20 protein-coding genes are annotated in these 25493 nt (G+C 67.4%); 12 read left to right on the top strand and 8 right to left on the bottom strand.

What is annotated here, in order from left to right:
* Positions 1 to 104: 104 nt before the first annotated feature.
* Positions 105 to 1139, bottom strand: coding sequence for a bifunctional DNA-binding transcriptional regulator/O6-methylguanine-DNA methyltransferase Ada (ada, locus tag M9978_RS04395; RefSeq protein WP_254291674.1), 1035 nt, complete (start codon positions 1137 to 1139; stop codon positions 105 to 107).
* Positions 1140 to 1265: 126 nt separating this feature from the next.
* Here ada and purE point away from each other — a divergent pair, with 126 nt between their 5' ends.
* The 3 genes from purE (at position 1266) to M9978_RS04410 (ending at position 3355) form a co-directional block, all read left to right on the top strand.
* On the top strand, positions 1266 to 1751 hold the full coding sequence (gene purE, locus M9978_RS04400; protein ID WP_254291675.1) for a 5-(carboxyamino)imidazole ribonucleotide mutase: 486 nt from the start codon (positions 1266 to 1268) through the stop codon (positions 1749 to 1751).
* Positions 1748 to 2809 carry a 5-(carboxyamino)imidazole ribonucleotide synthase gene (locus M9978_RS04405; RefSeq protein ID WP_254291678.1) on the top strand — a complete coding sequence of 354 codons (1062 nt, stop codon included), beginning with the start codon at positions 1748 to 1750 and terminating at the stop codon, positions 2807 to 2809. The genes purE and M9978_RS04405 overlap by 4 nt, the downstream gene beginning before the upstream one ends.
* Positions 2810 to 2980: 171 nt before the next feature.
* Positions 2981 to 3355 (top strand): response regulator, encoded by a 375-nt coding sequence (locus M9978_RS04410; RefSeq protein WP_254291680.1) that lies wholly within the window; start codon positions 2981 to 2983, stop codon positions 3353 to 3355.
* A gap of 60 nt (positions 3356 to 3415) precedes the next feature.
* Here M9978_RS04410 and M9978_RS04415 read toward each other — a convergent pair whose 3' ends face one another.
* Positions 3416 to 3715: a hypothetical protein gene (locus M9978_RS04415; RefSeq protein WP_254291681.1), complete on the bottom strand. Its 300-nt coding sequence runs from the start codon at positions 3713 to 3715 to the stop codon at positions 3416 to 3418.
* Between the two features lie 16 nt (positions 3716 to 3731).
* Positions 3732 to 6551, bottom strand: coding sequence for a M16 family metallopeptidase (locus tag M9978_RS04420; RefSeq protein ID WP_254291682.1), 2820 nt, complete (start codon positions 6549 to 6551; stop codon positions 3732 to 3734).
* A 122-nt stretch (positions 6552 to 6673) separates the two neighbouring features.
* On the opposite strand from M9978_RS04420, the gene M9978_RS04425 reads away from it, so the two are divergent.
* Together M9978_RS04425 and clpB are read left to right on the top strand one after the other, a co-directional pair.
* Positions 6674 to 8320 carry a M28 family metallopeptidase gene (locus tag M9978_RS04425; RefSeq protein WP_254291683.1) on the top strand — a complete coding sequence of 549 codons (1647 nt, stop codon included), beginning with the start codon at positions 6674 to 6676 and terminating at the stop codon, positions 8318 to 8320.
* Positions 8321 to 8394: 74 nt separating this feature from the next.
* Positions 8395 to 10974: an ATP-dependent chaperone ClpB gene (gene clpB / locus M9978_RS04430; protein ID WP_254291685.1), complete on the top strand. Its 2580-nt coding sequence runs from the start codon at positions 8395 to 8397 to the stop codon at positions 10972 to 10974.
* A gap of 13 nt (positions 10975 to 10987) precedes the next feature.
* Here clpB and M9978_RS04435 read toward each other — a convergent pair whose 3' ends face one another.
* Together M9978_RS04435 and M9978_RS04440 are read right to left on the bottom strand one after the other, a co-directional pair.
* Positions 10988 to 11419, bottom strand: a complete 432-nt coding sequence (locus M9978_RS04435; RefSeq protein WP_254291687.1) for a CoA-binding protein — start codon at positions 11417 to 11419, stop codon at positions 10988 to 10990.
* A gap of 2 nt (positions 11420 to 11421) precedes the next feature.
* Positions 11422 to 12381, bottom strand: coding sequence for an Mrp/NBP35 family ATP-binding protein (locus M9978_RS04440; protein ID WP_254291689.1), 960 nt, complete (start codon positions 12379 to 12381; stop codon positions 11422 to 11424).
* Between the two features lie 71 nt (positions 12382 to 12452).
* On the opposite strand from M9978_RS04440, the gene hflK reads away from it, so the two are divergent.
* The 4 genes from hflK (at position 12453) to M9978_RS04460 (ending at position 17848) form a co-directional block, all read left to right on the top strand.
* Entirely contained in the window at positions 12453 to 13610 is a 1158-nt protein-coding gene (hflK, locus tag M9978_RS04445; RefSeq protein ID WP_254291690.1) for a protease modulator HflK, read from the top strand.
* Positions 13607 to 14470 carry a protease modulator HflC gene (hflC, locus tag M9978_RS04450; protein ID WP_254291691.1) on the top strand — a complete coding sequence of 288 codons (864 nt, stop codon included), beginning with the start codon at positions 13607 to 13609 and terminating at the stop codon, positions 14468 to 14470. Before hflK ends, hflC begins: the two co-directional genes overlap by 4 nt.
* 130 nt (positions 14471 to 14600) lie before the next feature.
* Positions 14601 to 16118 (top strand): Do family serine endopeptidase, encoded by a 1518-nt coding sequence (locus M9978_RS04455; protein WP_254291693.1) that lies wholly within the window; start codon positions 14601 to 14603, stop codon positions 16116 to 16118.
* A gap of 71 nt (positions 16119 to 16189) precedes the next feature.
* Complete coding sequence (locus M9978_RS04460; protein ID WP_254291695.1) at positions 16190 to 17848, top strand: helicase HerA-like domain-containing protein; 1659 nt, start codon at positions 16190 to 16192, stop codon at positions 17846 to 17848.
* Between the two features lie 34 nt (positions 17849 to 17882).
* Here M9978_RS04460 and M9978_RS04465 read toward each other — a convergent pair whose 3' ends face one another.
* From M9978_RS04465 to queF, 3 genes are all read right to left on the bottom strand, one after another.
* A complete protein-coding gene (locus M9978_RS04465; protein ID WP_254291697.1) occupies positions 17883 to 19163 on the bottom strand; it encodes a glycoside hydrolase family 130 protein in 1281 nt (426 codons plus the stop codon).
* A gap of 46 nt (positions 19164 to 19209) precedes the next feature.
* Positions 19210 to 21486 carry a glycosyltransferase family 4 protein gene (locus M9978_RS04470; protein WP_254291698.1) on the bottom strand — a complete coding sequence of 759 codons (2277 nt, stop codon included), beginning with the start codon at positions 21484 to 21486 and terminating at the stop codon, positions 19210 to 19212.
* Positions 21487 to 21626: 140 nt separating this feature from the next.
* Positions 21627 to 22073, bottom strand: a complete 447-nt coding sequence (gene queF, locus M9978_RS04475) for a preQ(1) synthase (RefSeq protein WP_254291700.1) — start codon at positions 22071 to 22073, stop codon at positions 21627 to 21629.
* A 73-nt stretch (positions 22074 to 22146) separates the two neighbouring features.
* On the opposite strand from queF, the gene sseA reads away from it, so the two are divergent.
* From sseA to M9978_RS04490, 3 genes are read left to right on the top strand one after another with little or no spacing between them, the layout of a single operon-like run.
* The gene (sseA, locus tag M9978_RS04480) at positions 22147 to 22983 is read left to right on the top strand and encodes a 3-mercaptopyruvate sulfurtransferase (protein WP_254291702.1); all 837 of its coding nucleotides are present in this window, start codon (positions 22147 to 22149) and stop codon (positions 22981 to 22983) included.
* On the top strand, positions 22980 to 24176 hold the full coding sequence (gene metC / locus M9978_RS04485; RefSeq protein ID WP_254291703.1) for a cystathionine beta-lyase: 1197 nt from the start codon (positions 22980 to 22982) through the stop codon (positions 24174 to 24176). Before sseA ends, metC begins: the two co-directional genes overlap by 4 nt.
* Positions 24173 to 25489 carry a mechanosensitive ion channel family protein gene (locus M9978_RS04490; protein ID WP_254291705.1) on the top strand — a complete coding sequence of 439 codons (1317 nt, stop codon included), beginning with the start codon at positions 24173 to 24175 and terminating at the stop codon, positions 25487 to 25489. Before metC ends, M9978_RS04490 begins: the two co-directional genes overlap by 4 nt.
* Positions 25490 to 25493 lie beyond the last annotated feature (4 nt).

Genomic DNA, 25493 nt, shown 5'->3' on the forward strand with positions numbered 1-25493 from the left:
CGTCGTCGCGCGTCGGTCACGATGCGCCGCATCGCTCCTTCCTTGCTCCTAGCCCAACACCAAATTCCGCTCCGTCCCGACCTCGTTCCAAGTGAGTTCAGACCCTAGTCCTCCACGCCCTCGCGCTTGCGCAGCACCACCTTGCGGTCGACACCATAGGCATAGCCGCCCATCGTCCCGTCGCTGCGCTGGGCGCGGTGGCAGGGGATAGCGATCGCGACCTGATTGGCGCCGCACGCCGTACCCGCCGCGCGCACCGCGCGCGGATTGCCCGCGGCGATGGCGAGCTGAGTGTAGGTCCGCGTCTCGCCCGGAGGGATCGAGCGCAGCGCCTGCCACACCGCCTCCTGAAACGCGGTGCCGCGCACGTCGAGCGGGAGGTCGGTGTGACGGCCGGGCTGCTCGACCTCGGCCACGACCTGCGCCGCCAGCTCGGCCAGCGCTGCCCCGCCGGGCACGATCTCGGCGCAGGGGAAGCGCTGGGCGAGGCTCAGACTGTCCTCGTCGAACGCGACACGGCACAGCCCCTTGTCGGTCGCCGCGATCAGCAGCGCGCCGAGGCTGGTGTCGGCCACCGTCCAGCGGATCGTCACCCCTGCCCCGCCATTGCGCCACGCGCTGGGCGTCATGCCGAGCCGGGCGTTGCTCGTCTCATAGAAGCGGCTGGGCGCTGAATAGCCCGCCTCGTAGATCGCATCGGTCACATTGCTCTCCTCGGTCAGGGCGGCTGCGGCCCGTGTGGCGCGCAGGCCGCGGGCATAGGCGGCGGGCGTCACCCCCGTGGCACGCTTGAACAGCCGCTGGAAATGATGCGGCGCATAGCCGACCTGCGCGGCCAGCTCATCGAGCGTCACAGGCGCTTCGGCCCCTTCGAGCATCGCCACGGCCTTCGCCACCGCGATCCGCTCGCGGCCGATCTCGCCGGGCTTGCAGCGCAGGCAGGCGCGCAGACCGGTCGCACGGGCGCTGTCAGCATCAGGGAAGAACACGACATTTTCGCGCTTCGGGTGCCGCGCCGGGCAGCTCGGCTTGCAATAGATGCCGGTGGTCAGCACGCCGGCGATCACGCGCCCGTCATAGGCGCGGTCGCGGCGCTCGAACGCTGCCCAGGCTTCCTCGTCTGAAATCGCATCGGTCATGGCGTGGATATAGGCGGTTCGCGCGCGTCCCGCTTCCCGGCTTTTGCGGTCAAAAGCCTTGCTGCGCTTGATGCGCGGCCCGCCGCTCTTTAGGGGACGCTACTTCCGCGGGATCGGGACAGCAAAATGGCGGACGCACCTCTGGTCGGCATCATCATGGGTAGCACCTCCGACTGGGAGACGATGCGCTGCGCCGCCGACATACTCGCCGAGCTGGGCGTAGCGCACGAGACCCGGGTCGTCTCCGCGCACCGCACGCCACAGCGTCTGTACGATTATGCCACCGGCGCGGCGGATCGCGGTCTCAAGGTCATCATCGCCGGCGCCGGCGGCGCGGCGCATCTGCCCGGGATGGCGGCGTCGATGACGCATCTGCCGGTGCTCGGCGTGCCGGTCGAGTCCAAGGCGCTCAAGGGACAGGACAGCCTGCTTTCGATCGTACAGATGCCCGGCGGTATTCCCGTCGGCACGCTGGCGATCGGCAAGGCCGGCGCGACCAATGCCGGCCTGCTCGCCGCGGCGATCCTCGCCACCTGCGACGACGCGCTGACCGGGCGGCTAAAGGCATGGCGCGCGCGGCAGACCGAAAGCGTGGCGAACGAGCCGGAATGATTCCGCCCGGCAGCACTCTCGGCATTCTTGGCAGCGGCCAGCTCGGCCGGATGCTCGCCGTCGCGGCGGCGCAACTGGGCTATCGCTGTCATATCTATGCGCCCGAGAGTGGTCCGGCATGCGACGTCGCGGCGGCGTTCACGCGCGGCGCTTATCACGATGCGGCGGCGCTGGGCGAGTTCGCCAGGGGCTGCGCGGCGGTCACCTACGAGTTCGAGAATATCGATGTCGCCGCGATCGACGCGGTAGCGGCGCATGCGCCCGTTGCACCGGGGCGGGCTTCGCTCGAAACCGCGGCACACCGCGCGAAGGAAAAGCGCCTCGCCGAGGCATGCGGCGGACGGCCGGCGCCGTGGCGGCATGTCACCACCCGCGCCGAACTCGATGCCGCGCTGGCCGGGATCGGCACGCCGGCGATCCTCAAGACTGCGACCGAAGGCTATGACGGCAAGGGGCAGGTCCGGCTGAAGTCCCCCGACGAGGCCGAAGCGGCGTGGGCAACGGTCGGCGGACGCGAGTGCGTGCTGGAGGGCATGGTGTCCTTCACGCACGAATTCTCGATCCTGCTGGTGCGCGGCGGGGACAGCACGAGCGTCGCCTATCCGCCCCCACACAACGAGCATCGCGACGGCATCCTTGCGCGGTCCAGCGTGCCGGCACCCGAAACAATTGCCGCACAGGCCGAGGCCGCCACCGCGCTCGCGACGAAGCTGGCCGACAAGCTCGGCCATGTCGGGCTGCTGACCTGCGAGTTCTTTGCCACGCCCGACGGCCCGGTGTTCAACGAGATGGCGCCGCGCGTCCACAACAGCGGGCATTGGACGATCGAGGGCGCGGCAACCTCGCAGTTCGAGAACCATGTCCGCGCCGTGCTCGGCCTGCCGCTGGGATCGACGGCGCTCACCGGCATTTCAGCCGAGATGGAAAATCTGATCGGCGACGAGGCCGATGCGTGGCGCGCGCTGCTGGCCGAGAATGGCGCGCATCTCCACCTCTATGGCAAGCACGAGGCGCGGCCGGGCCGCAAGATGGGGCATGTGACGCGCGTCCGGCGATAGGACGGGCGTTGCTTTCGCGCTCGAGAGGCGCAGATCCTTCAGCGCTACGACGCAAGTTCGTCCGATAAGTGCCTGCAAATTCGACAATCGGAGGAACTAACCTCGATCAACATGGTTCGTGCAAGAGTGTGATTTGCCGTGAATTTCTCCGGCTGAGCCAAAGGATGCGCGATGCTGAACGGCCGGACCATCCTGATCGTTGAGGACGAGCCGCTCGTCGCGTTCGACCTCGCCGCAATGGTCGAGGGACAGGGCGGCGTGGTGTGCGGGCCAGTGCCCACCGTGCAGGAAGGGCTGTCGCTGGCCGACAGCGACTCGCCCGCCGCCGCGATCCTCGACGCCAATCTCGAGGATTGTGACATCACCCAGCTGGCGCTCGCACTGATCGAGAAGGGCACGCCGTTCGTGATCTATACCGGCACCGGCCTGCCCGAGGCGCTGGCGCGGATTCATCCCGACTTGCCGGTGATCATGAAGCCGGCGCAGACACGCGTGGTGGTCGAGGCGATCGACCGGCGGCTGGAGCTGGACAACCCGGCGCGGTAGCAACGAAAAGGCCCGCTTCCGTCGCCGGACGCGGGCCTGTTCATACACCTGATGCTATGTTCAGGCGCGCTTGCCCTCCAGCGGGAAGCTGCCGAACGCGCCCGCCGTGACGGTGCCCTTGATGCTGTCGCCGTCGACAGTCGCCTCACAGGTCAGCGTCATCGGCATCGGCACGGTGATGTCGAGCGACCAGAGCAGCTTGTCGCCGTCGACCTTGCCATTCTGGATCTCGGTGGTGCCGAGCGCACCCGAATAGGTGCCGGTGAAGCTGTCGCCCGCGCTGGTCACGGTCAGCGTCGCCTGCTGGTCGCCCATCGGGGTGTGCGCGACGGTATCCCAGCTGCCATCGACATTCGCCATCTTCGTCTCTCCCGGATCAGTTCGCTGCGGTCTTCGCGGCGCCCGCGGCAGGCGCTGCCGGCACCACCTCGACAGGCAGGCCGAGACTGTCAAGCTGCGGCCGCACCTTCGACGCGTCGCCGACCACCACCCAGATGAAGCGGTTCGGGTCGATCGCCCCGCGTGCCGCAGCGTCAACCTGCCCGGTCGTCAGCGCACGATATTTTTTCGCGAGCCCGTCCTGCCAGTCGTCGGGACGGCGCATGAAGTCGTTCGACTGCATCGCGCCGAGCACCGCGCCCGCCGTCTCATACTGGCCCGACATCTTGCGGATCGCGCTGACGGTCGAGCGGTCAAACTCGGTCCGGGTCACGCCGCGGCTGGACAGATAGTCGCGCACCTGCAGCCGGATCGCCTCGATGGCGGGGCCGGTCTTGTCCGCCTGCACCGGCGCGGTGATCGTGAACGGCACCGCATGCTCCATCCGGCTGATGCCGCCGCGCACGCCATAGGACCAGCTCTTCGCCTCGCGCAGGTCCATGTTGAGCCGCGACAGGAAGTCGCCGCCGAGCACTTCGCTGGCGGTGCCGAGCGCGACCGGATCGGCGAACGGATCGACCGGGGTCATCTGCGCGGCATAGATGATCGACTGCGGCGAATCCGGGCGGTCGATCAGCAGGATCTTGGGCGCCGCCTGCGTGGCCTTTGCGGCGAACGCCTTCGTCCCGGCAGCCCCCTCACCCTTCCAGTCGCCGAAGCGGCCTTCGAACGCGGCCTTGATTTCCGCCAACGGGCGATCCGACACGACGAAGATCTTCGCCTTTTCAGGCCGGATCCACGCCTTGTAGTAAGCCGACAGGTCGTCGCGCGTCAGCCGCTTCACCGCCGCCTCGTCGCCGCCGATCGCGGCGGTCTTCGCATAGGGCGACTCCTTGCCGTAGAGCAAAGGCGGCATCGCCATCAGCGCGAGGCCGGTGGGGTTGGACTTCACCTGCGCGATCTGCGCCAGCACCTGGCCGCGCACGCGCTCCAAATCGGCCGGCGCGAAGGCCGGGTTGCGGGTGATGTCGGCCATCAGTTCGAGCGAGCCGGCGAGATTGGGGCTCGGCGTCTGCATCGAGACATAGGCGCGGTCGGCGCTGCTGCCGGTGCCGACTCCGGCGCCGAGCCGTTCCTGCGCCTCGGCGATGGCGATCGAATCGCGGGTCCTGGTCCCTTCCTCCATCAGCGATAGCGCCATGCCCTCGGTGCCGAGCGCGGTGGGCACGTCGGACGCGATGCCGGCGTCGAAGCTGATCACCGCCTGAGTCACCGGCACCGCGTCACGCTGGGCATAGACCAGTTCGATGCCGTTGCTGAGCCGCGTGCGGGTGACGGCCGGGAAGTCGATATCCTTGACCTCAGCCACGGCGGGCAACGCGCCGCGCGTGCCCTTGACCGGCGTATCCTCGGCAGCCGGCTTCTTTACGGCGGCGGCCGCCTCGGCATAAGCGGCGCGCTGGCCGGGCTCGATCGTCAGCGAATAGACCGGGCGCGACAGCCATTTGGCGGTGACGGTGAGCGCCTGGGCCGGCGTCACCGCGGCGAGGCGGGCGAGGTCCTTCTTATAGAAGCCCGGATCGTTCATGTAGAGCGCGCCCGAAGCCAGCGTCACCGCCTTGCCACCGAAGCCGCCGACCGATTCGAGCCCGCGGATACGCGAGGCTGCCGTGCGCGTCTTGTAGCGCTCCAGCTCGTCCTGCGTCGGGCCGTTCTTCAGATAATCGGCGACGATTTCGTCGAGCCGCTTGCCCGCCACCACCGGATCGACGTCGGGGCGGACATCGACGCTCAGCACCAGCATGCCGGCCTGAGCGAGGCTCTGGTTGAACGCGCCGACGCTGACCGCCAGCTTCTCCTTGCGCACCAGCGCATTGTCGAGCCGCGAGCTGGCGAGCCCGCCGAGCACACCCATCGAGGCGTCGAGCACGGTCGAGTCCGCATCGCCCATGCCGGGCACCGCCCACATGCGGTAAAGCCGCGTGACCGCCACCCGGTCCTTCATCACCTCCGCCTTCGCAGCAGCGAGCGTCGGCACCGTCACCTTGGGCGCGACGGTCTGCGGTCCCTTTTTGATCGCACCGAAATATTTCTCGACCAGCGGCCTGGCGGCTGCGGCGTCGATATCGCCGGCGAGCACCAGCACGGCATTGTTTGGGCCGTAATATTGGCGGAACCAGTTCTTGACGTCTTCGAGACTGGCGGCGTCGAGATCGGCCATCGAGCCGATCGTCGAGTGGCGATAGGGATGACCTTCCGGAAACAGCCCCTCGGTCAGCTTGTAGCGCAGCAGGCCATAGGGCTGATTGTCGCCCTGGCGCTTCTCGTTCTGGACCACGCCGCGCTGCTCGTCGAGCTTGGCTTGCGTCACCGCGCCGAGCAGATAGCCCATGCGGTCGCTCTCGAGAAACAGCGCGCGCTCCAGCGCGGCGCGCGGCACGGTCTGGAAGTAGTTGGTGCGGTCGGCATTGGTGGTGCCGTTATAGTCGGTCGCGCCAACTTCCTTGAGCGGCTCGAAAAACTCGCCGGGCGAGTTTTCGCTGCCGTTGAACATCAGATGCTCGAACAGATGCGCGAAGCCGGTCTTGCCCTTCGGCTCGTGCTTAGACCCGACGTCATACCACACGGCGACGCCGACGATTGGCGCCTTGCGGTCGGTGTGGACGATGACGCGCAGGCCGTTGGCGAGGCGGAACTCCTCATAGGGAATATCGACCCGCTTGACGAGATCGGCGACCGGCACGGGCGCCGTCTGGGCAAAGGCGGGCGCGGCGAGCGCGACCGCGAGCGCGGTCAGGCTGGCAAAGGTGAATTTCATGGGAGGGGCTGATTCCGGACTGGTTACGACCGAAACAGCATAGGTCGGATGGTCACGCATGCAACGGACTTGTCACATGACCGTCAAGCGCTAGGCTGACGGGTTCATAGGGGATTTGACCGATGCGTTTGATGATCGCCGCGGGGCTATTGCTCGCGGCTGCGACACCGCTTTCCGCCCGCGATGCCGAGCCTGACTTCTCGCCCGACCGAGTCCGCGCTGATGTCGAGTTCCTCGCCGACGATCTGCTCGAAGGGCGCGATGCGGGCACGCGCGGCTATGACCTCGCCGCACTGTATGTCGCGTCGCGTTTCGAAGGGCTCGGGCTGATCCCGGGCGGGACCAGGGGCTGGTACCAGCCGATCGGCTTCGCCCGCGCCCGGCTCAGGGACGGCGCCCCGGCGACGCTGACCGTCGGCGGCAAAGTGTTCGCCAATGGCGGGGACGTGGCAATGCTGGGCAATGCGCGCGAGCTCGACCAGATGATCGAAGCCGGTGCGGTCTTCGTCGGCTATGGGCTCGACGCGCCCGGCCATGGCTATGACGATTATTCGGGACTCGATGTGCGCGGCAAGGTGGCGGTGATGCTGTCGGGCCTGCCCGAGCGCGGCACGCCGAGCGAGATCGCCGCGCATCTGAGCGGCCAGAAGATCAAGATGGCCGAGCGGCGCGGCGCGATCGCGACGATCACAATACCCACGCGCGCCGCGCTGGCGAAGACGCCATGGTCGCGCGTGCAAGGCTATGCGAAGATGTCGCGCTATGTGTGGATCGGGCCGGACGGCAAGCCCTGGTCCTCCGCGCCCGGCGCGCGGATCGGCGCGCAGGTCAATGGCGCCGCGGCGGAAGCGCTGTTCGCCGGATCGCGCGCATCCCTGAAAACCGTGCTCGATGCCGCGTCGAAAAAGGGCGCGATGCCGCGCGGCTTCGCGCTCAAGCCGGCGGTGCGACTGGAGCGGCACAGCGTCGCCGAGCGGATGGACAGCTCCAATGTGATCGGCCTGATTCCCGGCTCCGACCCCGTCCTGAAGCACGAGGTCGTGCTGCTCACCGCGCATCTCGACCATGACGGGATCGATTCCAAGCGTGAGGGCGACAAGCTCTATAACGGCGCGATGGACAATGCCGCCGGCATTGCGACGATGCTGGAAGTCGCGCGAGCGTTTACCGAGGTCGGCAAGCGGCCGAAGCGGACCGTCGTCTTCGCGGCGGTGACGGCGGAGGAGGACGGCCTGCTCGGTTCGCAATATCTCGCCAAGCATGCACCGATGCCCAAGGGCGACCGGCTGGTCGGCGTGGTCAATCTCGACATGCCGGTGCTGACCTATGACTTCACCGACGTGATCGCGTTCGGCGGCGAGCATTCGACGCTGGGGCCGATCGCCGACCGCGCGCTGGCGAGCGCCGGGGTCAAGGTGTCGCCCGATCCGATGCCCGAGGAGGGCGTGTTCACGCGATCGGACCATTACAGCTTCGTGGTCGAGGGTGTGCCCTCGATCATGCTCGCGACCGGCTTTGCCGGCGAGGGCCGCGACAAGTTCATGAGCTTCCTCAAGAACCGCTACCACAAGCCGAGCGACGACCTCAGCCAGGACTTCGACTGGAAGGCCGGGGCGAAATTCGCGCGGATCAACTATCTGATCGCGCGCGAGATCGCCGACGCGGCGGAGGCGCCGCGCTGGTATGCGGGCAATTTCTTCGGCGAGACCTTTGCCAAGGGCGCACCCAAGGCGCCGGCGCCCGCCGCGTCCAAGCCGAAGGGCAAATAGCCTCAATCTTATGGAGGCCCTTGTGTTGCCAATATGCAACACTATCTCCCTGCCAACGAATTACAGGGACAGTCATGAACCTCGAGAAATTCACCGACCGCGCCAAGGGCTTCCTCCAGTCGGCACAGACCGTCGCGATCCGGCTGAGCCACCAGCGGATCGCGCCCGAGCATCTGCTCAAGGCCTTGCTCGAAGATGAGCAGGGCATGGCGAGCGGGCTGATTCAGGCCGCGGGCGGCGACGCCAAACGGGCGCTGGCCGAGACCGATGCCGTGCTCGCCAAGATTCCCGCCGTCTCTGGCGGCGGCGCACAGCAGGCGCCGGGGCTCGACAATGACAGCGTGCGCCTGCTCGATTCGGCCGAGCAGATCGCGACCAAATCAGGCGACAGCTTCGTCACGGTCGAGCGGCTGCTGCTGGCGCTGACGCTGGCGAGCACCAGCAATGCCGGTCGCGCGCTGGCGGCGGCGGGGGTCAAGGCCGAGGCGATCAACGCCGCAATCAATCAACTGCGCGGCGGGCGCACTGCCGACACCGCTGGCGCCGAGGACCGCTACGACGCGCTCAAGAAATTCGCGCGCGACCTGACCGAGGCGGCAAGGGCCGGCAAGCTCGATCCCGTCATTGGCCGCGACGAGGAGATCCGCCGCACGATCCAGATCCTCGCGCGGCGCACCAAGAACAACCCCGTGCTGATCGGCGACCCCGGCGTCGGCAAGACCGCCATCGCCGAGGGCCTCGCGCTGCGCATCGCCAATGGCGACGTGCCCGACACGCTCAAGGACCGCGCGCTGATGTCGCTCGACATGGGCAGCCTGATCGCAGGCGCGAAATATCGTGGTGAATTCGAAGAGCGGCTCAAAGGCGTGCTCGACGAGGTGAAGGGCGCTGAGGGCCATATCATCCTGTTCATCGACGAGATGCACACGCTGATCGGCGCGGGCAAAAGCGAAGGTGCGATGGACGCGGGCAATTTGCTGAAGCCCGCTTTGGCGCGCGGCGAGCTGCACTGCATCGGCGCGACGACGCTCGACGAATATCGCAAGCATGTCGAGAAGGACCCGGCGTTGCAGCGGCGCTTCCAGCCGGTGTTCGTCGGCGAGCCGACGGTCGAGGACACGATCTCGATCCTGCGCGGGCTCAAGGACCGGTACGAGCTGCACCATGGCGTGCGGATCACCGACGGCGCGTTGGTATCGGCGGCGACGCTGTCGAACCGTTATATTTCCGACCGCTTCCTGCCCGACAAGGCGATCGACCTGATGGACGAGGCGGCGAGCCGCATCCGCATGGAGGTGGAGAGCAAGCCTGAGGAAATCGAAAATCTCGACCGCCGCATCATGCAGCTCCAGATCGAGCGCGAGGCGCTGCGCAAGGAGACGGATCAGGCGTCGAAGGACCGGCTGGCCACGCTCGAAGCCGAACTCGCCAACCTCCAGCAGCAGTCGGCCGAGCTGACCCAGCGCTGGCAGGCCGAAAAGGACAAGATCGCGGGCGAGGCCAAGATCAAGGAACAGCTCGACCATGCCCGGCTCGAGCTCGAGCAGGCGCAGCGCGCGGGCGACCTCGCGAAGATGGCCGAACTCAATTACGGCACCATCCCTTCGCTGACCAAGCAGCTCGAGGAAGCGCAAGCCGCGTCCGGCCCGGCGATGCTGCGCGAGGAAGTCACCGCCGACGATATCGCCGGGGTGGTCAGCCGCTGGACCGGCATTCCGGTCGACCGCATGCTCGAAGGCGAGCGCGAGAAATTGCTCAACATGGAAGGCGCGATCGGCAAGCGGGTGATCGGCCAGCAGGCGGCGGTGAAGGCCGTGGCGACCGCGGTGCGGCGTTCGCGCGCGGGCTTGCAGGACCCCAACCGGCCGCTGGGCTCGTTCCTGTTCCTCGGCCCCACCGGCGTCGGCAAGACCGAGCTGACCAAGGCGCTCGCCGGATTCCTGTTCGACGACGATGCCGCGATGGTGCGGATCGACATGAGCGAGTTCATGGAGAAGCACTCGGTCGCCCGCCTGATCGGCGCGCCGCCGGGCTATGTCGGCTATGAGGAAGGCGGCGTGCTGACCGAGGCGGTGCGGCGGCGGCCCTATCAGGTCGTGCTGTTCGACGAGGTCGAAAAGGCGCATGGCGACGTCTTCAACATCCTGTTGCAGGTGCTCGACGACGGGCGGCTGACCGATGGGCAGGGCCGCACGGTGGACTTCACCAACACGATCATCGTGTTGACCTCGAACCTCGGCAGCCAGTTCCTCACCCAGCTGGAGGACGGGCAGGATGTGTCCGCCGTCGAGCCGCAGGTGATGGAGATCGTGCGAGGCCATTTCCGGCCCGAGTTCCTCAACCGGCTCGACGAGATCGTGCTGTTCCACCGGCTCGGCCGCGACGAGATGGCGCCGATCGTCGACATTCAGGTCGCGCGGCTGGGCAAGCTGCTGGCCGACCGCAAGATCCGGCTGGAACTGACGCCCGAGGCGCGCGACTGGCTGGGGCGTGTCGGCTATGATCCGGTGTACGGCGCACGGCCGTTGAAGCGCGCGGTGCAGCGCTATCTGCAGGACCCGCTGGCCGACGCGATCCTGCGCGGCGACGTGAAGGATGGCGCGGTGGTGAAGGTCGGCGAAGGCGACGGCGCGCTGACGTTGAGCGCGGGTTAAACCGTACTCAAGCCTAATTCGCGATCGGCGCCACACCCAACCGCGGAATATCGATCGCCGGGCAGCGGTCCATCACGACCGTGAGCCCGGCGGCCTCGGCGCGCGCGGCGGCCTCCGCGTTGATTACGCCAAGCTGCATCCACACCGCTTTCGCGCCGACCGCGATCGCCTCATCCACCGCCTCGCCCGCAGCCTGCGGCCGGCGGAAGATATCGACGATGTCGATCGGCTCGCCGATCTGGCTCAGGTCACGGAAGACGAACTCGCCATGGACATGCTCGCCGGTGATCTGCGGATTGACCGGGATCACGCGATAGCCATGGTCCTGAAGAAACCGCATCACGCCATAGCTCGGCCGATCCGGCCGGTCTGACGCGCCGACCAGCGCGATCGTCCGCGCGCCTTCGAGCAGCGCCTTGATATCCTCTCCGCGCGTCAGCGGCATCATCAACCTCCGTTCGCGCGCAGCCACTCGTCTACCTGGCGCCCGATCTCAATGAACGCCGCGCCCTCCGGCCCGTTCCCCGCGGCCGGCGGCGTGCCCGCGTCGGACGCGGTGCGGATCGCGATGTCGAGCGCGATCCGGCCGAGGAACGGCACGCCCAGAACGCCCGCCGCCGCCTGCGCGCCGCCCTGCCCGAACGGGTCCGACACCTCGCCGCAATGCGGGCAGGCATAGCCCGCCATATTCTCGATCACGCCGATGATCGGAATGCCGGCCTTGGTGAACAGGTCGATCGCGCGCGTCGCATCGATCAGCGCGAGGTCCTGCGGCGTCGAGACAATCACGGCACCGGCCGGGCGATGCTTCTGGATCATCGTCAGCTGCACATCGCCGGTGCCGGGCGGCAGATCGAGCACGAGCGTCTCCGCCGCGCCCCAGTTTGCATCGACCAGCTGCCCCAGCGCACCCGCCGCCATCGGCCCGCGCCAGGCGATCGCCTGCCCCGGCTCGACCAGCCCGCCCATCGACAGCAGCGGCACGCCATAAGCCGTCGCCAGCGGCACGAGCTTGCTGTCATGCGCCTCGGGGCGCTTGCCCTCGATCCCCATCAGCTTGGGCTGCGACGGGCCGTAGATGTCGGCATCGACCAGCCCGACGCGCCGCCCCGCTCGCGCCAGCGCGATGGCGAGGTTCGCCGAAACGGTCGACTTGCCCACCCCGCCCTTGCCGCTCGCCACCGCGATCAGCTTGCGCTCGATCCGCTGCGCGGTGCGCGCGATGCGGACCTCGTCGATGCCGGGAAGCGAGGCCGCGCGGATATCCGCCTCCAGCGCGTCCTGCGCGGCGGGCGGAAGGCCGGTGACGTCGAGAATGATGCTGGCACGGCTGCCGTCCACACGAACGCTGGCGCGGCCGGCGGCAATGGGGGCGAGCAGGGCTTCGATCGCAGCTTTATCGGTCATGGCGGGCCAGATAGGGCAGGTTTCGCGCCACGCCACTGTAAATCCGCCGCGCGGCCCCTATAAAGACGGATATGGCGAGACTGAATGGCTGGATCGCGCGCCTTCCCGGACTGGGGAGCGTGCTGTGGAACGAGAACAAGGGTCCTTGGGGCGGCGGCGATAAAGGCGGCAGCGACAAGGGCGGCAACGATGGCGATAAGGGCGGCAATGGCGGCCCACGTAACCCGTGGGCATTCCCGCCCGAGGGCCGCCGCGGCGGCAAGGGCTCGGTGACCAGCCTCGACGATTTCCTCAAGCGCGCCCGCAAGGGCGGCGGTGGCGGCGGGTTCGGCGGCGGTCTGCCCGGCGGGATGCCGGGCAAGCCGGTCATCATCGCCGGCCTCGCTATTCTGGCGCTGATCTGGATCGCCTTCACCAGCTTCCATGTGATCGCGCCCGAGCAGCGCGGCGTCGTCGCCTTTTTCGGCAAATATTCGAGCACGATGGAGCCCGGCGTGCGCTTCACCCTGCCCGCCCCGATCGCCAGCGTGAAGAAGATCGACGTGCAAGCGATCCGTACCGAGGAATTTCCGGCGGCGGCGGGCGAGAATCTGATGCTCACCCAGGATCAGAACATCGTCGACCTCGCTTATTCGGTGCGCTGGGACATCGCGAACCCCGAGGATTTCGTGTTCCAGATCGCCAATCCCGAGCAGACCGTCCGCGCCACGGCTGAAAGCGCGATGCGCGCCGCGGTGGCCGGCGTCACGCTCAACCAGGCGATCGGCCCGGGCCGCACGGTGATCGAGGCGCAGGTGCAGCAGGCGACTCAGGAAATCCTCGACGAATATAATTCGGGCATCCGCATCCAGAGCGTCGCGATCCGCAACGCGTCGGCGCCGAGCGCGGTGGACGAGGCGTTCAAGCAGGTCACCGCCGCGCAGCAGGGCGCGCAGGCCGCGCGCAACCAGGCGCAGGCCTATGCCCAGCAGATCATCGCGCTGGCGCAGGGCGAGGCCGCACAGTTCGACAAGATTTACGAACAGTACAAGCTCGCCCCCGACGTCACCCGCCGCCGTATCTATTACGAGACGATGGAGGCGGTGCTGGCCAAATCGAACAAGACGATCGTGGAGACGCCCGGCGTGACATCCTACCTGCCGCTGCCGGTCGCGCGCGGCAATCCGCAGGCGCCCGCTCAACCGCAGACTCAGGCCCAGCCTGCCCCGCCGCAGGGAGGCGGGCAATGAACGGCGTGATCTCCCGCCCCGTCCTGTTCGGCGGGCTCGCATTGCTGGTGCTGTTCCTGCTGCTCAACACGGTCTCGATCGTGCCCGAGACCAAGCAGGCGGTGATCCTGCAGCTCGAACAGCCGGTGAAGACGATCAACCAGTGGCAACGCGGCGAGCAGTTCGGCCGCACCACCGGCGCCGGTCTGATCGCCAAGGTGCCCTTCATCCAGCGCATCGTGTGGGTCGACAAGCGCGTGCTCGACATCGATCTGGAGAACCAGCCGGTGCTCTCGACCGACCAGTTGCGGCTCGAGGTCGACGCCTTTGCGCGCTTCCGCGTGGTCGATCCGCTCAAGATGGTGGTGACCGCGGGCACCGAGACGCGGGTCGCCGAGCAGTTGCGCCCGCTGTTCGGCTCGGCTTTGCGGGCCGAACTCGGCAAGCGCTCCTTCGCCTCGCTGCTCAGCCCCGAGCGATCTGCAGTGATGGAGAATATCCAGTCGGGTTTGCAGCGCTACGCCAGCCAATATGGCGTGCAGATTGTCGATGTTCGCATCAAGCATGCCGACCTGCCCGACGGCAGCCCGCTGCAATCGGCGCTCGACCGGATGGCGACCGCGCGTCAGCAGGAAGCGACCACGATCCGCGCCAACGGCCAGAAGGACGCGCAGATCATCCGCGCCGAAGCCGACGCCCGCGCCGCGCAAATCTATGCGACCAGCTTCAACAAGGATGCGCAATTCTACGACTTCTGGCGCGCGATGCAGTCGTACCGCACGACCTTCATCGGCGATCCCAGCCAGAAGCAGGGCGACACGTCGATCATCCTGTCGCCGGACAATGACTATCTGCGCGAATTCCGCGGAAAAAGCCGTTAGTTTTTGACTGGATACAAGCAGCCTGTCGCTTCGTTCATATTCAATCGCCGTTCAGCTACTCTAGGTGAGTAATACACTGAAACTCGATCCTCCTTCCGGCAAAGGTTCCATGACCAAAGGAAAAACCCCCGTGCGTTACGCCTATGCGATCACCTCCGCGCTGCTGGTCGGCGGTGCGAGCGCCGCACTCGTGCTGCAGAACCCCGCCGATGCACAGACCGCCCAGAACGAGCCGGGCGCGATCCAGGCCGCGGCGCCCCGCGGCGGCGCGCCGATGAGCTTTGCCGACATGGTCGCCAAGCTTCAGCCGGCGGTCGTCAACATCTCCACCACACAGCGCGTGCAGGTGTCGAGCAACCCGTTCGCGGGCACGCCGTTCGGTGACCTGTTCGGCGGGCAGCAGGGCCAGCAAGGCGGCCGCCCGGTGACACGCCAGGCCGAATCATTGGGTTCGGGCTTCATCATCTCTGCTGATGGCTATGTCGTCACCAACAATCACGTCATCTCGGCCGGCCAGCGCGGCGCGGTGGTCGAATCGATCAAGGTGATCCTGTCGGACCGCCGCGAATATACGGCGAAGCTGATCGGCCGCGACGTCGCCTCCGACCTCGCCGTGCTGAAGATCGAGGGTGCGAACCTGCCGTTCGTGCGGCTCGGCGATTCGGACCGCTCGCGCGTCGGCGACTGGGTGGTCGCGATCGGCAACCCGTTCGGCCTTGGCGGCTCGGTGACCGCCGGCATCATCTCGGCGCTGCACCGCGTGACCGGCCAGGGTGGTGCGTTCGATCGCTTCATCCAGACCGACGCCTCGATCAACCGTGGTAATTCGGGCGGCCCGCTGTTCGACCTGAACGGCAACGTCATCGGGATCAACTCGCAGATCCTCTCGCCCACCGGCGGCAATGTCGGCATCGGCCTCGCGATTCCCTCGACCGAGGCCAAGCCGATCATCGACACGCTGATGAAGGGCACCGCGGTGCAGCGCGGCTATCTCGGCGTGGGCATCCAGCCGCTGACCGACGATCTCGCGCGCTCGTTCGGCGTGCCCAAGGGCCGCGGCGAGCTGATTTCGCGCGTCGAGCCCGGCGAGGCCGCAGGCAAGGCCGGGATCAAGCAGGGCGACATCATCGTCCGCATCGACGGCAGGGATGTGACGCCGGACCAGACCTTGTCCTACCTCGCCGCCAACCTGCGCCCGGGTCAGCGTGTGCCGGTGGAGCTGATCCGCGACGGCAAGCCGCTGACGGTGCAGCTGACGATGGGCACGCGGCCGCCGGAGGATCAGATCGCCGGCTTCGATCCGGACGCCGAAGAGGGCGCGCCGGGCGGTCAGGAGCAGGGCGCGCCGGCCGCGTCGGTCGGCATCAGCGTCGCCGCGCTGACCCCGCAGATCGCCCGCACCATCGGTGTCGATCCGGCGACCAAGGGCGTGGTCGTCATCGGCGTCGATCCGTCGAGCGACGCTGCGGCCAAGCAGATCGCACGCGGCTTCGTGATCGCCTCGGTTGATCGCGTGCCGGTGACCACCCCGGCCGAATTCAACGCCGCGGTGGCGAACGCCAAGCGCTCGCGCGCGGAGCAGGTCGTGCTCTACGTGCTGCGCCGCGGCGGCGTCGGCGGCTATGTTGCGGTCGATCTGGCCCAGTAATGCCCACTGATTTTGCGCTGACATAGACGTATCGCCCGTTATGCTGCGGTCCTGAGTTGCAGGAGCGTAGCATGACGGGCGAGACGGACCTCTTCATCGGCCTTGGCGGCGGGCAGCGGCAGGCCCTGGTGCTCAAGCGCGCCAACCGCCACGGGCTGATCGCGGGCGCGACCGGCACCGGTAAGACGGTGACGCTTCAGGGTCTCGCCGAAAGCTTCAGCCGCGCGGGCGTGCCGGTGTTCGCGGCCGATGTGAAAGGCGACCTGTCAGGCCTCGGCATGCCCGGCTCGCCGACCGCCAAGATGCACGACATCTTCGCCGCCCGCGCAGCCGAGGTCGGCGACAGCGAGTGGAAATACGCAGCCGCCCCGGTGCAATTCTGGGACCTGTTCGGCGAACAGGGCCATCCGATCCGCACCACCGTCTCGGAGATGGGCCCGCTCCTCCTCGCCCGCCTGCTCGGCCTCAACGACGTGCAGGAGGGCGTGCTGGCGATCGCCTTTCAGGTCGCCGACGACGATGGCCTGCTGCTGCTCGATCTCGACGACCTTCAGGCGATGCTCGCGCATTGCAGCGAGCGCGCCGACGAACTGACCGCGCGCTACGGCAATGTCGCCAAGACCAGCGTCGGCGCGATCCAGCGGCAATTGCTCCAGCTGCGCAGCCAGGGCGGCACGCATTTCTTCGGCGAGCCCGCGCTCGACATCCACGATTTCATCCAGACCGACGAAAATGGCCGCGGCATCGTCAACGTGCTCGCCGCCGACAAGCTGATGGCCTCACCGCAGCTCTACGCGACCTTCCTGCTGTGGCTGCTGTCCGAACTGTTCGAGACGCTCCCCGAGATCGGCGACCCCGACAAGCCCAAGCTCGTCTTCTTCTTCGACGAGGCGCATCTGCTGTTCGAGGAAGCGCCCAAGGCTTTGCTCGACAAGGTCGAACAGGTCGTCCGGCTGATCCGCTCGAAGGGCGTCGGCGTCTATTTCGTGACGCAGAACCCGATCGACATTCCCGAGGATGTCGCCGGCCAGCTCGGCAACCGCGTCCAGCACGCGCTGCGCGCCTTCACCCCGCGCGAGCAGAAGGCGATCAAGTCCGCCGCAGAAACCTTCCGCGCCAATCCCGGCGTCAATGTCGAGACCGCGATCACCGAATTGAAGGTCGGTGAGGCGCTGGTGTCGATCCTGCAAGCCGACGGCTCGCCCTCGCCGGTCGAGCGTACATTGATCAAGCCGCCCTGTTCGCGCGTCGGCCCGGTCTCGCCGGAGGAGCGCAAGGTGCTGATCGAGACCGACGCGGTCGGCTCGAAATACGACACTTTGCTCGACCGCGAATCCGCCGAGGAACTGCTCAACGCCAAGGCCGGCGAAGCCGCCGCCGCCGCCGCCGAAGCCAAGGCCGCGACCGAGGCCGAGAAGGCCGCGGCGACGCAGGCCAAGGAGGAAGCCCGGCTCGCCAAGGAAGCCGAACGCCAGCGCCTCGCCGCGCAGCGCGAGTCCGACCGTCAGGCGCGGCTGGAGGCACAGGCGCAGCGCCAGGCCGAGCGCGAGGCGGCAGCCAGCCCGTGGAACCAGGCGATCAAGGGCGCGACCCGATCCGCTTCGTCAGCGGCGGGTCGTGCCGTCGCAGGCGAAGTGTCGAAGGCGATCTTCGGCAAGAAGAGCGGTGTCGGCGCGAGCATGGTCGGCGGGATCGTGCGCGGGATTTTGGGCGGATTGTTCAAGGGGTAAACGCTACCGCCCACCCCCAATCCGTCACCCCGGCCTACATCACATCCAGCAGCGACTTGATCGACACGAACGCGAACGCCACGGAGCTGTCCGCCACGCCATAGGGGATAAACACATTGTCCCCGTGCCGCAGCGCGCCGCACGAATAGACAACATTGGGGACATAGCCCTCGCGGTCCTCGCTCGCCGCGGCCAGGATCGGCTCGGGCGTGCGGCCGATCACCTTCGACGGATCGTTCTTGTCGAGCAGTGCCGCGCCGATCGAATATTTGCGCATCGCCCCGACCCCGTGCGTCAGCATCAGCCAGCCCTCGTCGAGTTCGATCGGCGGGCCGCAATTGCCCATCTGCACCAGCTCCCACGGGAATTTGGGCGTGATCAGCTTCACGCCCTCGTCCCAATGCGTCAGCGTGTCGGATTCGATCAGGAAGATGTTCTCGCCGTCCTGCCGCCCGATCATCATATACTTGCCGTTTACCTTGCGCGGGAACAGCCCCATGCCCTTGTTGCGCGCCGCGCTACCGGTCATCGGCACCAGATCGAACTCACGCCAGTCGCGCGTGCGCAGCATCTCCGACTGGATCACAGAGCCGTTATAGGCGGTGTAGGTACCGAGCCATTCCTCGCTACCGTCGTCGTGCGTGAAATGCGTGAGGCGCATGTCCTCCAGCCCGTTCGACTGCGCCTTGGTGATCGGGAACAGCAACGTTCCCGACAGCGTCGAATCACGGTGGCGATAGACGGTGACAATGCCCTCGGGCGCCTCGAGCTCGTCGCCGATCGCGTCGGCGGCGGTGCAGAAGGGCGGCTCGGGCGCCAGCGTCAGTTCCTGCTTGTCGGTGATGATGCCCTCGCGGAACGCCACCGACGAGATGTGCCCCTCGCCGACAGCGCGCAGCGACATCAGGATACGCATGCTGCCCGGCGGCATCCCGCTCTGGTCGTAATGCGGTACCGCGCTGGGGTTCATCAGCGCCGCGGCGGCATAGCTGTATTCGTGGCAGAAATAGGCGCCGATCAGCTGGCGCTTCTCGTCGCCGATCTCGCCACCGTCGAGGCCGAGCTGCGCCTCGATCTCGTCATAGCGGGTCATGAACACGCGCCGCGTCTGCCAGTGGCGCGCCTCGAAATCCTTGAGCACCAGCTCGAGCTGCGAGCGGGTTTCCGCGTTCGACAGGCCGAGCACGCCCTTGACCAGACGCTCGGTACGGCTCGGCATGCCGTTCACCGCTTGCCAGGCAATGTGGAACGGACGGACCACCACGCGCGAGGGATCGGCATGCAGCCGCAACGGGTGGTGGAACAGGTCGATCATTCGGCCCCCGGCTAGGCGTGAAATCCGGCCGTCCCACCGCTTGACGCTAAGCGACGGCCCGTTTCGGTCCTGCCACGATTTGCGCGCGCTTTGAAAGAGCGGAAATGGCGCAATTCGCCAGCTGGAGCGCCAGGATCGACTCGGCGCCCTGATTGCGGTTCAATCCGGCCGGCGTCAGTCCGTCGAAGCAACCGCCATCCTGCGCGCTGGCGAGCGGCAGGCTGAGGTCGTTCTGGCCGAGATACCAGCGATAAGCGCGCTCCGCTTCCGCCGCCCAGCGCTCGTCGCCGGTGACGTCGAAGGCGGCGACGCACGCGTCGATCGTCGCCTGCGCCTCCAGCGGCTGCTGGTCGAACTGCATCGGCTCGGCATAGGCGCGGCCGAAGCTTTCCGACCCCACCGCGCGGAACTTGCCCTCGGGCGAAGTCTGCTGCGCGACGATCCACTCCAGCGTCTTGAGCCCGCAGGCGGTGAAATCGTCGCGGCCGAGCGCGCGGCCGGCGCGCAGCAGCGCTTCGGGCAGCCGGGCATTGTCATAGGCGAGCACGATCTCGAACCATTCCCATTCGGGCCGGCGCGCCTCTTCGAGCAGGCTTACCAGTTCGGCGCCGAACCGCTCGAGGATCTGAACCGACGCGGCATGGCCGGGATGCGCCTCCAGCATCGCCGCCGCGCCGAGCATGGCGAATCCCATCGCGCGCGGGGACCCGAATTCGAAGCTGATCGCCGCGGTCTCGTCGAACAGCACGCGGCCCCAGTCGCGATATTTGCGGTCGCGCGCTTCGGATGCGGTGACGCCGAGCGCCCACAGCGCGCGGCCGTTCGAATCCTCCGAGCCGACATCCTCGCACCAGCTCCGATCGAAGCGCATGAAGTTGCGGAAGCGGCGCTGGTCGGGGTTCCAGGCGAACTGGACGAAGGCGGCATAGATGCTCGTCCATTTGTCGCGTTCGCCGGCGTCCAGCGGATCGATGCGATGCATCAGGATCAGCGCGCGGGCATTGTCGTCGATGCAATAGCCGTGGCGCCGGTCGGGCACGGCATAGATCGAATGCTGGAGCATGCCGGTGGCATCGCTCATCCGCTCGACCGCACGGAAATCGGGCGTCAGCGGTTCGAGCGCGTTCGCCCGCGTGGACACGATGCGGTGCGGGCGCACGTCGCGAACCGCGCCGAATTCGCGCATCGCCGCCTCGGCCGCGCGCTCCCACAGCATCGTGCGGCCGCGTGCATAGGCGCGCGCCGACAATTCGTCGCGCCGCGCGTCGCAGTCGAGCAACGCGTTGATCTCACGCGCGAAACCGGCGCTGTCGCCGAAGTCGACCAGCACGCCATGCCCGTCGGCGAGTATCTCGGTCGCATGGACATAGGGCGTCGAGATCACGGGCTTGCCCATCGCCACGGCGTAGGACAGCGTGCCCGAGGTGATCTGCGCCGCGCCAGGATAAGGCGTGGCATAGATGTCGGCGGCCTGGAGATAGTCGAGCAACTCGTCCTGTTCGACGAAGCTGTCGATGAACTGGACATTCTGCGCGATGCCGAGCTCGGCGGTCAGCGCGTGCAGCCGCTCGCGATAGGCTTCGCCTTCATGCGCCACCAGATTGGGATGAGTCGCACCCAGCACGACATAGAGCGCATCGGGATGCCGCGCCGCCACGGCCGGCATCGCGCGGATCACCGTCTCGATCCCCTTGCTCGGCGCGAGCAGGCCGAAGGTCAGGACCACCTGCCGCCCCTGCCAGCCGAAGCGCGGCTTGAACAGGGCGGTGTCGGCCAGCGCGCGGTCGGGCACGCCATGCGGGATCGTCACCACCTTGCGATCATCGACGCCATGCACGCGGCGCAGGATCTGGCGGCCCTTCTCGGCCATCACGATCACGCGCGACGCCCGGCGCAACAGCGCCTCCATCACCCGTCGCTCGTCGGCATTGGGGCTTTCGAGCACGGTGTGCAGCGTCGCGATCACCGGCAGCGTCGTGCGGTCGAGCAGCGCGATCAGATGTTCGCCGGCCGCGCCGCCATAGATGCCATATTCGTGCTGGACCCAGATCGCCTGCGCGCCCGACGCCTCGATCGCCCGAGCGGTGTCGAGATAGGCAGCGCGCTCGTGCTGCGGGATCGTGCCGGTGACCTCGGCGGGATAATCATAACGGCCCGGATGGTCGTCCATCGCGTACACGTCGACCCGGGCTTCGGGGAAACGCGCCTTGAGCGCATTGAACGTATCGGTGGTGAACGTCGCCAATCCGCATTTGCGCGGCAGGAAGTTCCCGATCAGCGCGAGGTGTTCGATTTGAGCCGGTATTACTTCGCGACGCGTCATTCTCGATTCCTTCGCAAAAGCAACATGGATCAAGCGGCGAGTCCGCCTTCACGTCTCCTAACGACGAGGTTTCAATATGGTTGCACTCATGCTGCAATGCAACACAAAGACTCTGCGACGAGCCGTTATTAATCCGGCGTTCAGCCGCGCCCGCGGTAGCCGGGGACGTCCTGCGCCGGAATCCACACGCTCTTCGGCGGCTCGCCCGACTGCCAGAACACGTCGATCGGGATACCGCCGCGCGGATACCAATAGCCGCCGATTCGCAGCCATTTGGGTTTCATCTCCTCGAACAGCCGCTGGCCGATGCCGACGGTGCAATCCTCGTGGAAGGCGCCGTGGTTGCGGAACGCGCCGAGGAACAGCTTGAGCGACTTGGATTCGACGATCGTCTCGCCCGGCACATAGTCGATCACGAGATGCGCGAAATCGGGCGCCCCGGTGATCGGGCAGAGCGAGGTGAACTCCGGCGCGGCGAAGCGGACCAGATAGTCGCTGCCCGGGCGCGGATTGGGGACATAGTCGAGCACCGCTGCTTCGGGGGTGGCGGGAAGCGCGCTGTGCTGGCCGAGATGCTTTGGGGTCATGCGCGTTCATTTAGGGGTTGCGGAGCGATCTGGAAACTCGACGGTTGCATGGTTGATCATTACGGAGGCGGATATGGATGCGCTGGTGACCACCGAATGGCTTGCGGGCGAACTGGGCAAGCCCGATCTGCGCATCCTCGACGCGACCTGGTTCCTGCCGGGCGAGCCGCGCGACGCGCGCGGCGAGTTCGAGGGCGGGCACATCCCCGGCGCGATGTTCTTCGACATCAACCTGATCTCGGACAAGACCTCGCCGCTGCCGACGATGCTCCCGCCGGCGGACCAGTTCGCCGCGCAGCTCGGCGCGCTGGGCGTGAGCGACGGCGACCGCGTCGTCCTCTATGACGACGCGCCGCATCACACCGCGGCGCGCGCCTGGTGGATGCTGCAGAGCTTCGGCATCGACGCGGCGCTGCTCGACGGCGGGCTCGCCAAATGGAAGGCCGAGGGCCGCCCGCTCGAACGCGGTACGCAGCCGGTGGACCCCGGCCGGATCACCGTCAGGCCGAACCACGCGCTGGTGCGCTCGCTCGATCAGGTCCGCGCCGGTCTCGGCGGCCATCAGGAGCAGCTGGTCGATGCGCGCTCGCCCGCCCGTTTCACCGGGCAGGAGACCGAGACCCGCCCCGGCCTCGCCAGCGGGCATATCCCGGGCAGCGCCAACGTGCCCTATTCCAGCTTCTTCAACCCGGACGGGACGTGGAAGCATCCGACCTCGCTCCGCCTCGTGCTGGAGGACGAAGGCGTCGAGGTCGAGCGCCCGGTGATCGCGACCTGCGGATCGGGGATCAGCGCCGCGGTGATCGTATTCGCGCTGCACCTGCTCGGGCATCCCGCCGCGCTCTATGACGGCAGCTGGGTCGAATGGGGCGCCGATCCCGATACGCGCAAGGCGACCGGCGCGGCATGAGCGGCGATGGCGACCCAAAAAAGGGGGACGGCACCCGCGTCGTCGGCGCGGGCCGGCGCAAGGAATGGACTCAGGGCATCGTCAACACGCCCGTCTGGCGCGCCTCGACCATCCTCTACGACGATATCGCGGACCTGCGCGCCAATGCCGGGCGCGACACCCACCACCGGCTGTTCTACGGCCGCCGCGGCACGCCGACGCAATGGAGCCTCGCCGAAGCGCTGACCGAGCTCGAGCCGGGCGCGGCGGCGACCTTCCTCTATCCCTCGGGTGTGGCAGCGGTGTCGGCGGCGTTGTTGTCGGTGCTCTCGCCCGGCGATGAGCTGCTGCTCGCCGACAGCGTCTATGATCCGACCCGCAGCTTCGCGCAGACCTTCCTCAAGCGCTTCGGCGTCACCACGCGCTTCTACGACCCGCTGATCGGCGGCGGCATCGCCGAGATGATCAGCGACCGGACTCGCGCGATCTTCATCGAAAGTCCCGGCAGCCTGACCTTCGAGGTGCAGGACGTCCCCGCGATCGTCGCCGTGGCCAAGGCGCGTGGCGTGACCACCCTGCTCGACAACACCTGGGCGACGCCATTGCTGTTCCCGGCGATCGAAAAGGGCATCGACCTCTCGATCCTCGCCTGCACCAAATATGTCGTCGGCCACAGCGACGCGATGCTCGGCAGCGTCACCGCCGCTCCCAGCCATTGGGAGAAGCTCCGCGCCACCAGCTTCCAGCTCGGCCAGGTCGCCAGTCCTGATGACGCCTGGCTGGGCTCGCGCGGGCTTCGCACGATGGCGCTGCGGCTCAAACATCATGGCGAGGCAGCGCTGGCGATCGCGCGCTGGCTGGAGACGCGGCCCGAAGTCGCACGCGTGCTGCATCCCGCTTTGCCCGGCTGCCCCGGCCATGCGCTGTTCGTCCGCGACTTCAAGGGACCGAGCGGCCTCTTCACCTTCATCCTGCGCGGCGGCGGCGAGGCGGCGCGCGCCGCGCTGATCGACGGACTCGACCTGTTCGGCATCGGCTATAGCTGGGGCGGGTTCGAAAGCCTCGCCATCCCCGTCGATCCCGAGCGTATCCGCACGATCACGCCGTGGCAGGTCGAAGGCCCCGCGGTACGCCTCCAGATCGGCCTCGAAGACCCCGCCGACCTGATCGCCGATCTTGCCGCCGGGCTCGACCGCTTCCGGGCGGCCAAATGATTCCGCCCGGCCTCGCCCGCTGGCTCACCGCGAACGGGGTGCATGTGCCGGGCACGCCCGAACTGTTCGAAAGCGCGGTCGCGGGCAGCCTCGCAATCGTGATGCTGATCGCGGGCCTGCTCGCGGGCCGCTATGCCGCGCCGCGCCTTGCCGACTTCTGGCACGACCATGTCGGCAATCATGGCGAGGGTCTGGCGCAGCGCATGCACGGCATCGTGCGGCACGGCGTGGCGGCGCTGCTACTGGCGATCCTCGTCAATGTCTGGCCGTGGAGCCCGTTCGCGTCGCTGCTGCTGGGCATCGCGCTGGGCGCGGCGACCGCGATGTGCGCGCTGGCCTTTCTGCGCGGGCTGCATCTGCCGCGCTGGATGGCGTGGCTCGCCGCGCTGACGGTGTTCGTCGCGATCCTCAGCGGCGCGATCGGCGGGTTCAACGTCATCACCTCGACGCTCGACCGGATCGGCATGGATGTCGGAAGGCGGCGCATCTCGCTGCTCGCCATCGTCACCTTGCTGGTCACCGCGGTCGCGCTCTACGCCGCCGCGCGGCTCGCCAACCGCGTGATCGCGCATTCGGTCGCACAGGCTCGCGGCTTCGACCCGACGCAGAAATTGCTGGTGCAGAAGCTCGCCAGCATCGCGGTCGTGGTGATCGCCTTCTTCTTCGGCATCGACCTGCTCGGCATCGACCTGACCAGCTTCGCGGTGTTCTCCGGCGCGCTCGGCCTCGCGGTCGGCTTCGGCTTGCAGAAGACCGTGGGCAATCTGATCGCCGGGATCATCCTGTTGATGGACCGTTCGATCAAGCCGGGCGACGTGATCGTCGTCGGCGACAGCTTCGGCTGGGTCAACAAGATCGGGGTGCGCGCGGTCAGCGTGATCACGCGCGACGGCAAGGAGCATCTGATTCCCAACGAGAATCTGATGACTCAGGAGGTCGAGAACTGGTCCTTCTCCGACCGCAACGTGCGCGTCCGCATCCCGGTCGGGGTCGGTTACGAGACTGATCTCAAGCTCGCGCAGCAGCTGATGCTGCAAGCCGCGATCGACAGCCCGCGCGTGCTGGTCAGCCCCAAGCCCAATGTCTGGCTGACCAGTTTCGGCGACTATGCCGTCGAGCATGAGATCCTCGCCTGGATCAGCGATCCCGAGGGCGGCGTCGGCAATGTGAAGTCCGACGTGCTCAACCGGCTGTGGGTGCTGTTTAAGGACAACGGCATCGAGATCCCGGTGCCTCGGCGCGAGATCATGGTGCGAAGCTGGCCAGCGGGCAGCACGCCGCCGGTTCAAAACGCGCCCGAGCCGCCTAAATAGACAG

It is taken from the genome of Sphingomonas tagetis (assembly GCF_024211275.1).
Lineage (GTDB): Bacteria > Pseudomonadota > Alphaproteobacteria > Sphingomonadales > Sphingomonadaceae > Sphingomonas > Sphingomonas tagetis.

What these genes read in the sequence shown, in the direction of transcription:
- M9978_RS04460 (WP_254291695.1), top strand. Translation starts at nt 16,190, where the DNA reads ATGACGGGCGAGACGGACCTCTTCATCGGCCTTGGCGGCGGGCAGCGG.
- M9978_RS04435 (WP_254291687.1), bottom strand. Translation starts at nt 11,419, where the DNA reads ATGCCGCTGACGCGCGGAGAGGATATCAAGGCGCTGCTCGAAGGCGCG.
- M9978_RS04405 (WP_254291678.1), top strand. Translation starts at nt 1,748, where the DNA reads ATGATTCCGCCCGGCAGCACTCTCGGCATTCTTGGCAGCGGCCAGCTC.
- metC (WP_254291703.1), top strand. Translation starts at nt 22,980, where the DNA reads ATGAGCGGCGATGGCGACCCAAAAAAGGGGGACGGCACCCGCGTCGTC.
- M9978_RS04490 (WP_254291705.1), top strand. Translation starts at nt 24,173, where the DNA reads ATGATTCCGCCCGGCCTCGCCCGCTGGCTCACCGCGAACGGGGTGCAT.
- M9978_RS04440 (WP_254291689.1), bottom strand. Translation starts at nt 12,381, where the DNA reads ATGACCGATAAAGCTGCGATCGAAGCCCTGCTCGCCCCCATTGCCGCC.
- M9978_RS04415 (WP_254291681.1), bottom strand. Translation starts at nt 3,715, where the DNA reads ATGGCGAATGTCGATGGCAGCTGGGATACCGTCGCGCACACCCCGATG.
- queF (WP_254291700.1), bottom strand. Translation starts at nt 22,073, where the DNA reads ATGACCCCAAAGCATCTCGGCCAGCACAGCGCGCTTCCCGCCACCCCC.
- M9978_RS04410 (WP_254291680.1), top strand. Translation starts at nt 2,981, where the DNA reads ATGCTGAACGGCCGGACCATCCTGATCGTTGAGGACGAGCCGCTCGTC.
- ada (WP_254291674.1), bottom strand. Translation starts at nt 1,139, where the DNA reads ATGACCGATGCGATTTCAGACGAGGAAGCCTGGGCAGCGTTCGAGCGC.
- clpB (WP_254291685.1), top strand. Translation starts at nt 8,395, where the DNA reads ATGAACCTCGAGAAATTCACCGACCGCGCCAAGGGCTTCCTCCAGTCG.
- hflK (WP_254291690.1), top strand. Translation starts at nt 12,453, where the DNA reads ATGGCGAGACTGAATGGCTGGATCGCGCGCCTTCCCGGACTGGGGAGC.
- M9978_RS04420 (WP_254291682.1), bottom strand. Translation starts at nt 6,551, where the DNA reads ATGAAATTCACCTTTGCCAGCCTGACCGCGCTCGCGGTCGCGCTCGCC.
- sseA (WP_254291702.1), top strand. Translation starts at nt 22,147, where the DNA reads ATGGATGCGCTGGTGACCACCGAATGGCTTGCGGGCGAACTGGGCAAG.
- purE (WP_254291675.1), top strand. Translation starts at nt 1,266, where the DNA reads ATGGCGGACGCACCTCTGGTCGGCATCATCATGGGTAGCACCTCCGAC.
- M9978_RS04425 (WP_254291683.1), top strand. Translation starts at nt 6,674, where the DNA reads ATGCGTTTGATGATCGCCGCGGGGCTATTGCTCGCGGCTGCGACACCG.
- hflC (WP_254291691.1), top strand. Translation starts at nt 13,607, where the DNA reads ATGAACGGCGTGATCTCCCGCCCCGTCCTGTTCGGCGGGCTCGCATTG.
- M9978_RS04465 (WP_254291697.1), bottom strand. Translation starts at nt 19,163, where the DNA reads ATGATCGACCTGTTCCACCACCCGTTGCGGCTGCATGCCGATCCCTCG.
- M9978_RS04470 (WP_254291698.1), bottom strand. Translation starts at nt 21,486, where the DNA reads ATGACGCGTCGCGAAGTAATACCGGCTCAAATCGAACACCTCGCGCTG.